The sequence below is a fragment of the Bacteroides sp. AM32-11AC genome, assembly GCF_003603515.1.
Taxonomy (GTDB): Bacteria; Bacteroidota; Bacteroidia; order Bacteroidales; family Bacteroidaceae; genus Bacteroides; species Bacteroides uniformis.
This window is the reverse complement of the sequence record NZ_QTNH01000008.1, coordinates 21,111-34,905: the sequence shown is the minus strand read 5'-3', so window position 1 is coordinate 34,905 and position 13,795 is coordinate 21,111. Positions and strand designations below refer to the sequence as shown.

The following is a 13,795-nucleotide window of genomic DNA, read 5'->3' as shown; positions in this document are numbered from 1 at the left end:
TTTTTAATGTTATGATGTTACTACAACCATGCCGGGAAAAAGTTCCGGTAACCTTCACTTTTTCGTAATCATTTATAAGAATAAACGTTTTATAGCGCGGGCAGCAGGTACTTCCATATTAGATTCAGCTCTGCCTGCATGTCGGGGATGTTGGCGGTGACGGCAATGACGGCATCCTTGTCCGGCAACACCAGTATGTATTGTCCGTTGGCACCATCGGCACGGTAGGCGTTGTGGCGGCAGCGCCACATCTGGTAGCCGTAGCCCTGCAGCCAGTCGCTTGTCTTGGCGCTCATCTTCGCTTTCTTCAGCATCTCCGGTTTCATGCCGGCGGGCAGTGAGGGCACTTGGCAGGCAGATGCCTCCTTTACCCATTCTTCGGGCAGAATCTGCTGTCCGTTCCAGTTTCCTTTCTGCAGGAATAGTTGTCCTATCTTGGCAAGGTCTTCCGTTTTGAGGTACAACCCCCAGCCTCCGGTATTGATGCCTTGCGAGCTTTCCTGCCACCGGGCGTTGACGATGCCAAGCGGGCGGAACAGACGGGGATAGAGATAATCCGCCACTTTCTCGCCCGTCACTTTCTGTACGATGGCTGAGAGCATGTAGGTTCCCAGGCTGTTGTAGGTGTAGAAGGTACCGGGCTTGTGCTCCACGGGGAAGGCAAGGAACTCCTGCACCCAATCGGCGTCCACCTTTTTGCGTACCGTTCCGGTGGGGTCGGTGTCGTGCCCGCAGTTCATGGTCAGCAGGTCGCGTACGGTCATGGCTGCCAGATTTTCGCTGACGGTTGCCGGAAGCTTGTCGGGGAAGAAGGAGATGACCTTGTCCGTCAGCTTCAGCCTGCCTTCGGAGGCGGCAAGTCCCACGGCGGTGGCGGTGAATGTCTTGCTGACGGAGTTCAGGATGTGAGGCTCATCCTCTTTCCCTTCGCCCATCCATTCTTCGGCAATGACATTGCCGTGTTGCACAATCATGATACTGTGCAGGTCTTGTCCGGCTTTCTTTACGGCATCCAGATATCTGTTCATGGCCTTGTCCAGCTTCGGAGTAGCGGCGGCGCGGGGCAGGCCCTTGGTCAGTTGGTTGATGGAAATCAGCTTTATGCCTTTGTCCTCAATGGCTTTCCGGACGCGGGGGCTTGTCAGCAGGTCGGTCACTCCCTGGCGGTCCAGCGCCACGTCCTCATATCCGATGTGGAAGACGGTTTTCATTTCATCGTTGTCCAGTGCCGGGTGGTCTAAGAAAAGGTAGCGCTGGCCCGGCTGCAACTTCTCCAATGCTTTGATGAAGCTGGCCTCCTTTTCTTCGGCGGTTCTTTTGGGGCCGTCGTATCCGATGTAGGTAAACCGGTAGTCCTTGGAGGAGTCCATGCGGTCGATGGACGGCAGGTTGTATTCTTTGGCGAGCCGTTGCACCAGCTCGTTCACTTCTTTGCTGAAACCGGTGGAGAGCATGTGTCCGGACAGATGGCTGAGTTGCGGAATGCTTTTCAGCGTCGTCTCTATCTGTGCGCGGAACTCCTGCTCTATCTCCTTGATGTCCCATTTCTGCTCCATGATGGACTGTCCCGGATAGGCGGGGTTAGGGAACATCATCGGGTAGAAATAGCCGTTCTCGTCCGTCAGGCTGGGGCAGTGGGTCAGCGGACGCCACTTCACGTTCTCCCACTCGCTGGTGATGACGAGGTGCAGGCCGACGTCCAGTCCCGGATTTTCTTTCAGCATCTTGATGGCTTCCGGATACCAGGCTGCTACGGGCATCACTTCCACGCTGCGGGCAATACCCGAGCGGTAGGTCTGGATGCAGGCTTCGTTGACGGAATGCAGGGCACCGAGATCGTCAATGCGGATGACAAGTGTCGGGGCGCCGGATTGTCCCCATACCGGCAATGCTCCTGCTGCGAGCAGGCATCCGGCAATCATGTTTTTCAGTCTTAAAGGTTTCATGGGTGGTAATGGTATGATGGTTAACAGTTTGGAAATGCGGGTTATAGCTTCGTCTCTCCCTCCACAAAATTCTCAAGGAAGAGGTTCTCGCCGTCAAAGACGGCGTACGAGAAGTAGTTTATCCAGTCGCCGAGGATGAGGATGCGGGCGGTACTGCTCAGCATCAGGTCCAGTTCGATGTGGCGGTGACCGTAGATGAAGTAGTTGATGTTGGGATGGCTTTTCAGGTATTCCTTGGTGTAGAGCACCAGGTATTCGTTGTTTTCTCCCATGTATGCGGGTTCTTTCCCGTCTATGCGTTTCAAGCGGCTGTGCTTGGCCCAGTTCAGTCCCAGCTCCATGCTCCAGCGGGGGTGCAGGGCAGAGAACAGCGTCTGTAGGGTACGGCTGCGGAACATGGCGCGCAGCATCTTGAACTTCTTGTCCGGGTCGCCTAGCCCGTCACCGTGGGCAAGGTAGAACTCTTTTCCGAAGATTTCGGTGGTCAGCGGTTCGCGGTGTATCATGACGCCGCACTCCTTGGTCAGATAGTCGCCGCACCAAAGGTCATGGTTTCCCGTGAAAAAGTGGACTTCCACTCCCAGGTCGGTCAGTTCGGACAGCTTGCCCAGAAAGCGGGTGTATCCTTTGGGCACTACGGTACGGAATTCGTACCAGAAGTCGAACATGTCTCCCAGCAGGTATACGGCCGATGCCTTGTGCTTGATGCTGTCCAAGAAGTTGACCAGCCTCCGTTCTTGGGTTCGTCCGTGTTCGATGGCTCGTGAGCCCAGGTGAGCATCCGAGAGGAAATATACATTCTTCATTTTCAACTTTCCATTTTCAACTTTGAACTTTCAACTGATTTAAAGGAATCCCAGCTCCAGTTTCGCTTCTTCGCTCATCATGTCCTTGTCCCACTCGGGTTCGAAGACGAGATTGATGGTGGCGGAGGTTACGCCGTCGATGGATTCCACCTTCTGGCGCACATCTTCCATGATGAAGTCGGCTGCCGGACAGTTGGGGGCAGTCAGCGTCATGTCGATGGAGGCTTCTCCCTGGTCGGAGACGTCTATTTTGTAAATCAGTCCCAGGTCGTATACATTTACCGGTATTTCCGGGTCGAATACGGTCTTGAGCATGGAGACTATTTTCTCTTCTATTTCAAATTTGGTCATATTCGTAGGGTTTTATATATAGGTTTTCAAAGAACAAAGCTATGGAATTTAATTGAAAATGCAAAGGAACGCCCTCCTTTTCATTACTTCAGAAAGGGTTTGACGGTGGGGAAACACGCTTCACCCTCTGGGGGAACTCCCTTTACCCCTAGGGAAACTCCTTTTACAATAGGCGGTAAAGGTCTTTACAATATGGGGTAAAGGGCGTTACAATATAAGGTAACGGCTTTTACATACCGCGGTAACGGCTTTTACATTAGCTGGTAAATAGCAGGTAAATACAATGTGCTGATAGTTAGTGTTATGACCGCTTTTGTCTTTCGTATAGTATGTCCGTAACTTGGATTATTTATAGCAATCCTTCGTCGTTGAAGCTGTAATGGCTTCCGTCCGTGACGATGACGTGGTCGGTCAGGTGTATGTTCATGGTTTGGGCGGCTTTCCTCACGAGTTCCGTCAGCCGCTGGTCGTCGTTGCTGGGGTGCGGGTTGCCGGAGGGATGGTTGTGGATAAGGGCTATCTGTGTGGCGCGTTGCAGCAGGGCTTCGCGCAGGATGCTGCGCACGTCGGCGGTGGTCTGGTCGATGCCGCCGCGGCTGATGCGTACCTTGTCTATCACTTTGGCGGCGTGGTTCATAAGCAGTACCCAGAATTCTTCTGTGGCAAGGTCGCAGAGCAGGGGATGGAACAGCTCGTAGATGTCGGCGGAAGAGCGGATGGCGGTACGTCCGGAGCGTTCCTGCAGCTTGCGGCGTTTGCCCAGTTCCAGGGATGCCATGACGGTGATGCTTTTGGCGGGGCCCATGCCTTTGAATCGGGAGAAGTCCCGCACCTCCCATTTGCCCAGGCGGTTGAGGTCGTTGCCGCAGGCGGCGAGTATGCGCTGCATCAGTGTCACGGCGGTTTCTTCCGTATTACCGGAGCCGATGAGGATGGCTAGCAGTTCGGCATCGCTCAAGGCTTCCGCCCCTTTCTGCATCATCTTTTCCCGCGGGCGGTCCTCTGCAGCCCACTGGTTGATATTCAGTTTCTCCATATCATCCCTAATCCTTAACCCCTAATCCTCCTTATTTGTAAAAGTTCTTTTTGAACGCCTCGAACTCGTCCTTGCCAAGTATGCAGCGGTTCCACCAGGCGCGCAGGAACCCCGTCCCGTATCCGATGAGCTGGATGAAGGAGGCGGCAACGGAGTAGAGCCCGATGCTGAGGCTACGGTTCCGGATAGTGGAATCGATGCATACCAGAAGCGCATAAAGAGCGATGGGCAGCAGGCTGTACGGACAGAAGAGCGTTCCCAGCAGGAATATGGCCACTCCCAGGGTAAATGCAGCCGGCAGCAGGTGGACGAGCTTCAGCGATTCCGGATACTTCTTGTACAGATTGATGCGGGCAATCCCGGAATTGTGTACCTGCTTGAAGAATTTTCGGAAGTCTGTCCGTCGCTTGTGGTATACCCAGGCACCGGGGAACAGCCGGCATGTATATCCTCCCTTGAAGATTCGGATGCTGAAGTCGATGTCCTCCCCGAAGCGCATCCGCGAGAATCCGCCCAGGGCTTGGTACACTTCCTGCCGCACACCCATGTTGAAGCTGCGCGGATAGAACTTGTCCATCTTCTTCTTCCCCCCACGGATACCGCCGGTGGTGAAGAAGGAGGTCATGGAGTAGTTGATGGCTTTCTGTATGTTTGTGAATGATTCGTGCGCGCGGTCGGGGCCTCCGAAGGCATCGGCGGCTTCGTGCTGCAGCTCTTCTTCCACAGCAAGGAAATAACCTTCGGGCAGGATGCAGTCCGAATCCAGTATTATCAGGTATTCGCCCTTGCTTCGTTCCACCCCGTAGTTACGGGTCTGCCCGGGGCCGGAGTTGGGCTTGTCATAGTAATGTACGTCCAATAGTTCCTGATACTTCTCTGTGACCGGCTTGCAGGGGATGGAGGAGCCGTCCTCCACCACAATCACTTCAAAATCCTTGAAACTTTGCTGCGTCAGGCTTTGCAGCAGTTCATCCACCTCATCGGGGCGGTTGTATACGGGGATGATGACGGAGTATCTCATGGGTATGGCTTTATGTTTTGGTTGTCTCCGCAAAGATATATCATTTAAGCTTTGTAGATGAATAAATGGAAAGAAAAATCCCCGGATGCCAAGTGGAGCACCGGGGATGATATGAAAAGGGCATTTGCCTGATTTCCAAAAGGGCTTATGCTTTTACGCGGCTTACGTAAGAACCGTCGCGCGTATCGATTTCGATAGTCTCGCCTTCGTTGATGAACAAGGGGACGCGGACTGTGGCGCCGGATTCTACTGTGGCGGGCTTCAGCGTGTTGGTGGCTGTGTCGCCTTTCAGTCCCGGTTCCGTATAGGTAATCTTCTGCTGAACCTTGATGGGCACGTCGGCATAGAGCACGGTTTCTGTGGAAGCGTCTGATACCACGTCTACTATCATTCCTTCGAGCAAGAAGTCAACACCGTTGATGAGGTCGTGGGCGATGGGAATTTGGTCAAAAGTCTCCTGGTTCATGAATTGGTAGTTGTCACCGTCATGATAGAGGTATTGGTGGGGACGACGTTCTACACGCACGTCTTCCAGTTTCTCACCGATGTTGAAACGACGTTCCAGAACGTAGCCGTTCACCACGTCTTTCAGCTTGGTACGCATGAAGGTATTACCTTTTCCCGGCTTTACATGCAGGAAGTCGATGCAGAAATACAGCTTGCCGTCCATGCGGATGCAAGTTCCGATTTTAATGTCTTGGGCATTAATCATACTTATAGTCTTTAATATTATTATATTGGTATTTACTTCTTTAGTGCTGGTTTGCGGGTGCAAAAGTAATGGAATTCGGTAAAAAACACAAAAACTTTTGAGAGAAAATGAGTTATCTCTTGGTTTATTTGAAAAAAGTACCTATTTTTGCAGCCCGAATTCGTGAGAATAATAACATAAAACAAGATACAGTAATGAAAAGAACATTTCAACCCTCGAACAGAAAGAGAAAGAACAAACACGGTTTCCGTGAGAGAATGGCTACAGCAAACGGCCGCAGAGTATTGGCAGCACGTCGTGCTAAAGGCAGAAAGAAACTGACTGTTTCTGACGAATACAACGGAGTAAAGGCATAATAGGCCGTTCTCGTTCGTATTAAAGAAATAAGGGAGCTGCAAAAGACTGATTCTGGTCTTTTGCAGCTTTTCTTATGTATTGTGCCCGGTTCTCCGGAAAAAACTATTGCCAACTCCGTGTACTATGTGGTGAAAATTGTATCTTTGTCCCAAATAATGCATTATCGATTATGACAATAAAAGATTTTTTCTCTTTCCGGCAGAACCGGTTCTTCTGGGCGAACATCCTTGCGATGGCCGTTGTGGTAGTGGGATTGCTGTTCGGAGTGCTGAAAGGACTGGATATATATACCCGCCACGGCGAGGCTGTGATAGTGCCCGATGTGAAGGGTATGGGAGTGGAGGAAGCCGAGAAAATGTTCCGTAACCGCGGCTTGGTCTGCATCGTTTCGGATTCCAGTTATGTCAAGACTCTTCCTGCCGGCTGCATCCTCGAATATAATCCGGCAGCCGGACAAAAGGTAAAGGAAGGACGTACCATCTATCTTACAATCAATACGATTGAAGTCCCTCTGCACATAGTGCCCGATGTGGCGGACAACAGTTCGCTGCGGCAGGCGGAAGCGCGTATTCTGGCTTCGGGCTTCAAGCTGGCCGAGATACAGTATATTCCGGGTGAGAAGGACTGGGTGTATGGCGTGAAGTATAAGGGGCGTCAGCTTTCCATCGGCGAGAAAGTGCCCACCGGCGCAGTGCTGACGCTGATGGTGGGAGATGGAGGCGCCTTGAAGGCAGACTCCCTGGGAGTGGATGCCGTGGGAGGTACCGTTGAACCCGTGTTGTCCGAAGACTCCGCGGCAGATGAGTCCTGGTTCTGATAAACATCTGACTCCAATCGTAAATTGTAAATAGTCAAATTGTAAATGCCGTGATGATAGAAGAATTGCCGGATGATATAGATAATGATGAGCTGGACGACGTAGAGCCGGTGGGTGACGAGGCGCAACTCTATGAACACTTCCGTGTGGTGGTGGACAAGGGGCAGGAGATGGTGCGGGTGGACAAGTATCTGTTCGACCGCTTGACGAACTCCTCGCGTAATCGCATCCAGAAGGCTGCCGATGCAGGCTTCGTGATGGCGAACGGCAAGGCTGTGAAAAGCAGCTATAAGGTGAAGCCGATGGATGTAATCACTGTGATGATGGACCGTCCACGCTATGAGAATGAAGTCATCCCCGAAGACATCCCCCTTGATATAGTATATGAGGACAAGTATCTGATGGTAGTGAACAAACCTGCCGGTCTGGTGGTGCACCCCGGTCATGGCAACTATCACGGTACGCTTGTCAACGCCATAGCCTGGCATATGAAGGATAATCCCGATTATGATGCCAATGACCCGCATGTGGGACTGGTGCACCGCATCGACAAGGACACCTCCGGCCTGCTGGTGATAGCCAAGACTCCGGATGCCAAGACGAATCTCGGCAACCAGTTCTTCAACAAGACGACAAAACGCCGTTACCGGGCGCTGGTCTGGGGAAATGTAGAGCAGGATGAAGGGACCGTTGTCGGCAATATCGGTCGTAATCCCAGAGACCGCATGCAGATGACCGTCCTCCCCGACGACCAGGGAAAGCATGCCGTCACCCATTACCGGGTGCTCGAACGTTTGGGATACGTCACACTGGTGGAATGTATCCTTGAAACGGGACGCACCCATCAAATCCGTGTGCACATGAAGCACATCGGACACATACTTTTCAACGACGAACGTTACGGTGGACACGAAATCCTGAAAGGAACCCACTTCGCTAAATACAAACAATTTGTAAACAACTGCTTCGACACTTGTCCGCGGCAGGCATTGCATGCCATGACGCTGGGGTTTGTGCATCCCGTCACCGGAGAAGAAATGTACTTCACTTCGGAATTGCCCGATGACATGACCCGGCTGATAGACAAATGGAGAGGCTATATCAGTAACAGAGAATTAGAATGAAACGCACGATTGCTATTGTAGCCGGAGGAGATACCTCCGAATTCCACGTCTCCCTGCGTAGTGCACAGGGGATTTACTCCTTCATCGACAAGGAGAAGTATACCTTATATATTGTAGAAATGCACGGACTGGACTGGCATGTACAGCTGCCCGACGGCGCTAAGACTCCGGTAGACCGCAATGACTTCAGCTTCGTGCTGGATGGCGAGAAAGTGACATTCGACTTTGCCTATATCACCATCCACGGAACTCCGGGTGAGGACGGCCGTCTGCAGGGCTATTTTGATATGCTCCACATCCCTTATTCGTGTTGCGGAGTACTGGCAGCGTCGCTCACGTACGATAAGTTTGCCTGCAACCAGTATCTGAAAGGTTTCGGTGTGCGCATTGCCGAATCGTTGTTGCTGCGCGGCGGACAGTCGGTAACGGATGAAGATGTGATGGAGAAAATCGGTCTGCCTTGCTTCATTAAGCCCAGCTTGGGAGGTTCCAGCTTCGGCGTGACCAAGGTGACGGCGAAAGAGCAGATACAACCTGCCATAGCCAAGGCATTTGCGGAAGCGCAGGAAGTACTGGTGGAGGCCTTTATGGACGGAACCGAGATTACCTGCGGCTGTTACAAAACAAAAGACAAGTCCGTAGTGTTCCCCATTACGGAGGTGGTGAGCCACAACGAGTACTTCGATTATGAAGCTAAGTATAATGGTGCGTCTGACGAGATTACTCCCGCCCGCATCTCGGACGATTTGACCCGCCGGGTGCAGACGCTGACTTCTGCCATTTATGATATACTCGGGGCCTATGGCATTATCCGCGTGGACTATATCATTACCGAAGGGGAAAAAATCAATCTGCTGGAGGTGAATACCACCCCCGGAATGACTGCCACCAGCTTTATTCCCCAGCAGGTTCGTGCTGCCGGAATGGAGATGAAGGATGTAATGACAGATATTATAGAAAACAAGTTTAAGGATTAATCATTATTCATTATGAATGCGAACGTGGAATTTGATGAAATCCGTCCTTATCATGATGAGGAACTTCCTCAAGTCTATGAGGAACTGATTGCCGATGCGGCGTTCCGGCAGGCAGTGGATACTGTGATGCCTGGTGTACCTTTTGAAGTCTGGTCGCAGAAAATGCGCGCGTGTAAAACCAAGCTGGAATTTCAGAAGACCTTCTGCTATGGGCTTCTGTGGAAATTGGCGAAGGAGGCTACGGATGGATTGACTTTGGACCATACCGCGTTGCCGGCAGACAAGTCGGCGGCGTATACCTATATCTCCAATCATCGCGACATTATTCTCGATTCCGGTTTCTTGTCCATTCTTTTGGTAGACCAGGGTATGGATACGGTAGAGATAGCCATTGGCGACAACCTGCTTGTCTATCCGTGGATTAAGAAATTCGTGCGTGTCAACAAGTCCTTCATCGTGCTGCGTGCGTTGACCATGCGCCAGATGCTGGAGGCTTCCGCACGCATGTCCCGCTATATGCATTATACCATCAGTGAGAAGAAACAGTCTATCTGGATTGCACAACGTGAAGGGCGTGCCAAGGATTCCAACGACCGCACGCAGGACAGTGTGCTGAAGATGCTGGCAATAGGCGGTGAAGGCGACGTCATTGACCGCTTAATGGAAATGAATATAGCTCCGCTTGCCATTTCCTATGAATACGACCCTTGCGACTTCCTGAAAGCGCAGGAGTTCCAACTGAAACGGGACATTGAAGGCTATAAGAAAACGACGGCTGACGACTTGCTGAATATGCAGACCGGACTGTTCGGCTATAAAGGGCGGGTACATTTCCAGACGGGTGCCTGCATGAATGATGAATTGGCGAAGATGGACCGTTCACTTCCGAAGCCCGAACTCTTTGCACGCATGTCTGCACTGATAGACAAACGCATTCATGCCAGTTACCGGATGTATCCCAATAATTATGTGGCACACGACCTTCTCGAGGGGAAGGAGGATTTTTCCGACCATTACACTGCCGAGGATAAGCAGCGCTTCACGGCCTATATAGAACAACAGTTGGAGCGTATCTCCATTCCTAATAAGGACGTGGACTTTCTGCGCGGAAAAATGCTGCTGATGTATGCCAACCCGTTGAAGAATTATCTGGCGGCTATAAAAGAATGAATACATGAAGAAGTACTGTGATTGGTGGCTTTTGCCTTTATTGGCCTGTCTGTTGGCTGGTTGTGGCGATGATGATTATCATTATCCTTCCGTGAAGCTGGAATTCTTGACTGCCTTTTCGGGGGCTGACGGCTATCTGCGGTCTGTTGTGACGGATGAAGGGGAAACCTTGCCGGTAGTGGAGGACAAGACAAAGACGAAAATAGAGGCAAACGCTTCGGTACGTGTCATCAGTAATTATGCTTCGGAGGTAACTGCCGATGGAACTGCCGGTGCGGTGCTGTATGCCTTGAGCGGTGTTCTTTCTGTCGTTCCCCAAACGGTCGACAAGTTCGAGGAGGGCGTCAAGACAGACCCTACTGATGTACTGGGTATCTGGATGGGACTCGACTATCTCAATATGACACTGATAGTCAATGAGAATGGTGAACATAAGTTCCATTTTATTGAGGATGAAGTGATTGTGGATACTGCTACCGGGTGTAGTGAAGTATATCTGACGCTGTATCATGACGCAAAGGAGGAGGTGGTGTCTTATACCAGGCGTGCCTACGCTTCCGTACCTTTGCGGCAGTATGCGGCAGAGGATATACAGAAGGTTATGGTTCATTTCAGTGTGCACACTTATTCCGGTGACATCAAGACTTACGATTTTGTTTATAACCCTGACTAAAATGAAATATTCGATGAAGACATTGTTCGCGGGCCTTTGCCTCGTTTTTACCACCCTCTTTTCCTGCCAGCAGAAGGAGGGACAGTTCAAGTCTGTTTCGGTAGATGACTTTTCCACATTGATAGCCAATCCGGAGGTGCAGCTTCTGGATGTGCGTACTGTTGCCGAATACTCGGAAGGACACGTGCCCCATAGTATCAATATCAATGTGCTGGATGAGTCGTTTGAAACGATGGCCGACTCCACTTTGCAGAAGGACAAACCGGTTGCAGTATATTGTCGTAGTGGTAAGCGTAGTAAAAAGGCCGCTGCCATACTGAGCAAAAAAGGATATATAATCTATGACCTTGACAAAGGTTTCATCGGTTGGGAAGAAGCGGGCAAAGAAGTGGAAAAGTAATAGCGGTGTAGCTGAAATGCATTTGCTATAATTTCTTTTTAGGCGAGGATTACGCGGATTTCACGGAAAAAATTTAAGAAAAGAATCCGCGTTTTCCGCGTAATCCGCGCCTAAAAAGAATAAAGTAGTCTTGTCCTCTGGTTAGAGGCTTTCAAGCAGTCTCTTTAGCACCACTGTTGCTGAAATCTCCCGGTTGGCCGCTTCGGGGATTACGATGGACTGCGGGCTTTCTATCACATCATCCGTCACAATCATGTTGCGTCGAACCGGCAGGCAGTGCATGAAGTAGGCATTGTTGGTAACGGCCATCTGGCGCTCGCCTACTGTCCAGGTGCGGTCTTTGCTCAATATTTGTCCGTAGTTGTCGCCTGTATAGGCCGCCCAGTTCTTGGCATAGACAAAATCGGCTCCTTCAAAAGCTTTCATCTGGTCATATTCTACGCGGGCATTTCCTACGAACTTGGGGTCGAGTTCATAACCTTCGGGATGTGTAATCACAAAGTCATAATCAGTTGCATTCATCCATTCGGCAAAGGAGTTGGGGACAGCCTGGGGCAATGGACGCGGATGTGGAGCCCATGTCATCACTACTTTGGGGCGTGCCGTCTTCTTATATTCCTCAATGGTTATCAGGTCGGCAAAACTCTGCAGCGGATGGCGTGTGGCAGCCTCCATGGAGAATACCGGCCGGCCGGAATGCTTGATGAACTGCTCCAGTATCACTTCGTTGTAATCGTCTTCCTTATTTTCGAAGCGTGCAAAAGAACGTACGCCGATGACGTCGCAATAGCAGCCCATCACGGGAATGGCTTCCAGTAAGTGTTCCGGTTTGTCACCGTCCATGATGACACCACGCTCTGTCTCCAGTTTCCAGGCTCCCTGGTTGATGTCCAGTACAATTACGTTCATGCCCAGATTCAATGCAGCCTTCTGTGTACTGAGGCGGGTACGCAGGCTGGAGTTGAAGAAAATCATCATCAGCGTTTTGTTACGTCCCAGTTCCACATATTTGAAACGGTCTTTTTTAATCTCGAATGCTTCGTCCAGTGCAGACTTCAGGTTACCGATGTCCTGCACGCAAGTAAAGTTCTTCATATTTACAGTCTTTTTAGTGTATCTATATCTTTGTTATTCGGCTGTCAAGGTCTGGTCTGTCCGGAACCTTCGACAATCCATTTGTATGTGGTGATTTCTTCCAGAGCCATCGGACCGCGGGCGTGTAGCTTCTGGGTGCTGATGCCAATCTCGGCACCGAGTCCGAATTGTGCGCCGTCGGTGAAAGAGGTCGGTGCATTGACGTATACGCAAGCGGCGTCCACTTCCCGGCAGAACCATTCGGCACGTGTCTTGTCGTCCGTAATGATGCATTCGCTATGTTTGGAACCGTACTTCCGGATATGTGCCAATGCTTCCTGGAAAGAATTCACGGTTTTAATGGCCATCTTGTAGTCCAGAAACTCTCTGCCGTAGCAGTCTTCAGTGGCAAGTCTCAACAGCTCGACGGGATATTTGTCACGCAGACTGTGGTAGGCGGGTTCATCGGCAAATATCTCTACATTGCTTGATTGCAGCGGCAGGCATAGGTCGGGCAAATTAGCCAGGCTGTCGGCTTCGATAATCAGGCAATCCAAAGCGTTGCATACACTGACCCGGCGTGTCTTTGCATTGGCAATGATAGATGGACCTATGCTTATATCGCCATAGCGGTCGAAGAACGTATGGCATACGCCGGCACCTGTCTCTATAACCGGTACTGTGGCATTCTGGCGTACGAAGTTTATCAGGCTGCTGCTGCCGCGCGGAATTATCAAATCTACATAATCGTTGGCATGCAGTAGTTCGGCAGTCGCCTCTCTGTCGGCAGGAAGCAGTTCCACGATATGTGTATCTACGTTGAAATGCTCCAGTACCTCGTGTATCACGCTGATTATGGCACGGTTGGAATAGTCTGCATCGCTTCCGCCTTTCAGAATACAGGCATTGCCGCTTTTAAGGCAGAGTGAGAATACATCGAAACTGACGTTGGGACGGGCTTCGTAGATAATGCCTATGACACCGAAAGGTACACTGACCCTTTTTATCTTCAATCCGTTGGGTAATACGTTCTCTTTAAGGACTTTTCCCAAAGGAGAAGGGAGGGCGGCTACGTTGCGGATGTCCGCAGCGATGTCCTGCAAACGGCTTTTTGTCAGTTTCAGGCGGTCGTATTTAGGGTCGGTAGAAGGCATACGCTCCAAATCCTTCTGGTTTTCACTCAGAATGAAGTCTGTTTTGTTTATGGCAGCGTCTGCAACAGCCAGTAATATTTGGTTGATTTCTTTGTCGCTCAACGCTAGCATGTTACGGCTGGCATCTTGTACGGCGACAAAAGTTTTGTTTAAGTTCATTTTCTTACTGAGTATAGA

General features: G+C 50.9%; 15 protein-coding genes. 7 read left to right on the top strand and 8 right to left on the bottom strand.

Translation table 11 applies throughout. The annotated features are described in order from the left end of the window. Window positions 1–89 precede the first annotated feature (89 nt). The 6 genes from DW800_RS10205 to efp form a co-directional block, all read right to left on the bottom strand. Window positions 90–1,946 (bottom strand): ChbG/HpnK family deacetylase, encoded by a 1,857-nt coding sequence (locus DW800_RS10205; protein ID WP_119958032.1) that lies wholly within the window; start codon window positions 1,944–1,946, stop codon window positions 90–92. 41 nt (window positions 1,947–1,987) lie between these two features. Continuing rightward, window positions 1,988–2,752: a UDP-2,3-diacylglucosamine diphosphatase gene (locus DW800_RS10200; protein WP_005824878.1), complete on the bottom strand. Its 765-nt coding sequence runs from the start codon at window positions 2,750–2,752 to the stop codon at window positions 1,988–1,990. Window positions 2,753–2,791: 39 nt separating this feature from the next. After that, a complete protein-coding gene (locus tag DW800_RS10195; protein ID WP_005824875.1) occupies window positions 2,792–3,103 on the bottom strand; it encodes a metal-sulfur cluster assembly factor in 312 nt (103 codons plus the stop codon). Between the two features lie 349 nt (window positions 3,104–3,452). Next, on the bottom strand, window positions 3,453–4,139 hold the full coding sequence (radC, locus tag DW800_RS10190; RefSeq protein WP_005825180.1) for a RadC family protein: 687 nt from the start codon (window positions 4,137–4,139) through the stop codon (window positions 3,453–3,455). A gap of 31 nt (window positions 4,140–4,170) precedes the next feature. After that, window positions 4,171–5,160 (bottom strand): glycosyltransferase, encoded by a 990-nt coding sequence (locus DW800_RS10185; protein ID WP_117688964.1) that lies wholly within the window; start codon window positions 5,158–5,160, stop codon window positions 4,171–4,173. A gap of 145 nt (window positions 5,161–5,305) precedes the next feature. Continuing rightward, window positions 5,306–5,872, bottom strand: a complete 567-nt coding sequence (efp, locus tag DW800_RS10180; RefSeq protein WP_005825176.1) for an elongation factor P — start codon at window positions 5,870–5,872, stop codon at window positions 5,306–5,308. A 194-nt stretch (window positions 5,873–6,066) separates the two neighbouring features. On the opposite strand from efp, the gene rpmH reads away from it, so the two are divergent. The 7 genes from rpmH to DW800_RS10145 all read left to right on the top strand — a co-directional run bounded on the left by rpmH (window position 6,067) and on the right by DW800_RS10145 (window position 11,390). Next, a complete protein-coding gene (gene rpmH / locus DW800_RS10175; RefSeq protein WP_004292199.1) occupies window positions 6,067–6,228 on the top strand; it encodes a 50S ribosomal protein L34 in 162 nt (53 codons plus the stop codon). A gap of 170 nt (window positions 6,229–6,398) precedes the next feature. Next, window positions 6,399–7,046: a PASTA domain-containing protein gene (locus DW800_RS10170; RefSeq protein ID WP_005825170.1), complete on the top strand. Its 648-nt coding sequence runs from the start codon at window positions 6,399–6,401 to the stop codon at window positions 7,044–7,046. A 53-nt stretch (window positions 7,047–7,099) separates the two neighbouring features. Then, window positions 7,100–8,170 carry an RluA family pseudouridine synthase gene (locus DW800_RS10165; RefSeq protein WP_005825168.1) on the top strand — a complete coding sequence of 357 codons (1,071 nt, stop codon included), beginning with the start codon at window positions 7,100–7,102 and terminating at the stop codon, window positions 8,168–8,170. After that, window positions 8,167–9,147 (top strand): D-alanine--D-alanine ligase, encoded by a 981-nt coding sequence (locus tag DW800_RS10160; RefSeq protein WP_005825166.1) that lies wholly within the window; start codon window positions 8,167–8,169, stop codon window positions 9,145–9,147. The genes DW800_RS10165 and DW800_RS10160 overlap by 4 nt, the downstream gene beginning before the upstream one ends. 12 nt (window positions 9,148–9,159) lie before the next feature. Continuing rightward, on the top strand, window positions 9,160–10,317 hold the full coding sequence (locus DW800_RS10155; RefSeq protein ID WP_005825164.1) for a hypothetical protein: 1,158 nt from the start codon (window positions 9,160–9,162) through the stop codon (window positions 10,315–10,317). 4 nt (window positions 10,318–10,321) lie between these two features. Further along, window positions 10,322–10,990: a hypothetical protein gene (locus DW800_RS10150; RefSeq protein ID WP_005825161.1), complete on the top strand. Its 669-nt coding sequence runs from the start codon at window positions 10,322–10,324 to the stop codon at window positions 10,988–10,990. Window positions 10,991–11,003: 13 nt separating this feature from the next. Further along, window positions 11,004–11,390: a rhodanese-like domain-containing protein gene (locus DW800_RS10145; RefSeq protein ID WP_008662859.1), complete on the top strand. Its 387-nt coding sequence runs from the start codon at window positions 11,004–11,006 to the stop codon at window positions 11,388–11,390. Between the two features lie 141 nt (window positions 11,391–11,531). On the opposite strand, the gene DW800_RS10140 is transcribed toward DW800_RS10145, so the two are convergent. Together DW800_RS10140 and DW800_RS10135 are read right to left on the bottom strand one after the other, a co-directional pair. After that, window positions 11,532–12,485 carry an acetylornithine carbamoyltransferase gene (locus DW800_RS10140; RefSeq protein ID WP_005825157.1) on the bottom strand — a complete coding sequence of 318 codons (954 nt, stop codon included), beginning with the start codon at window positions 12,483–12,485 and terminating at the stop codon, window positions 11,532–11,534. 44 nt (window positions 12,486–12,529) lie between these two features. Next, window positions 12,530–13,777 carry a glutamate-5-semialdehyde dehydrogenase gene (locus tag DW800_RS10135; RefSeq protein WP_005825156.1) on the bottom strand — a complete coding sequence of 416 codons (1,248 nt, stop codon included), beginning with the start codon at window positions 13,775–13,777 and terminating at the stop codon, window positions 12,530–12,532. Window positions 13,778–13,795: the final 18 nt, after the last annotated feature.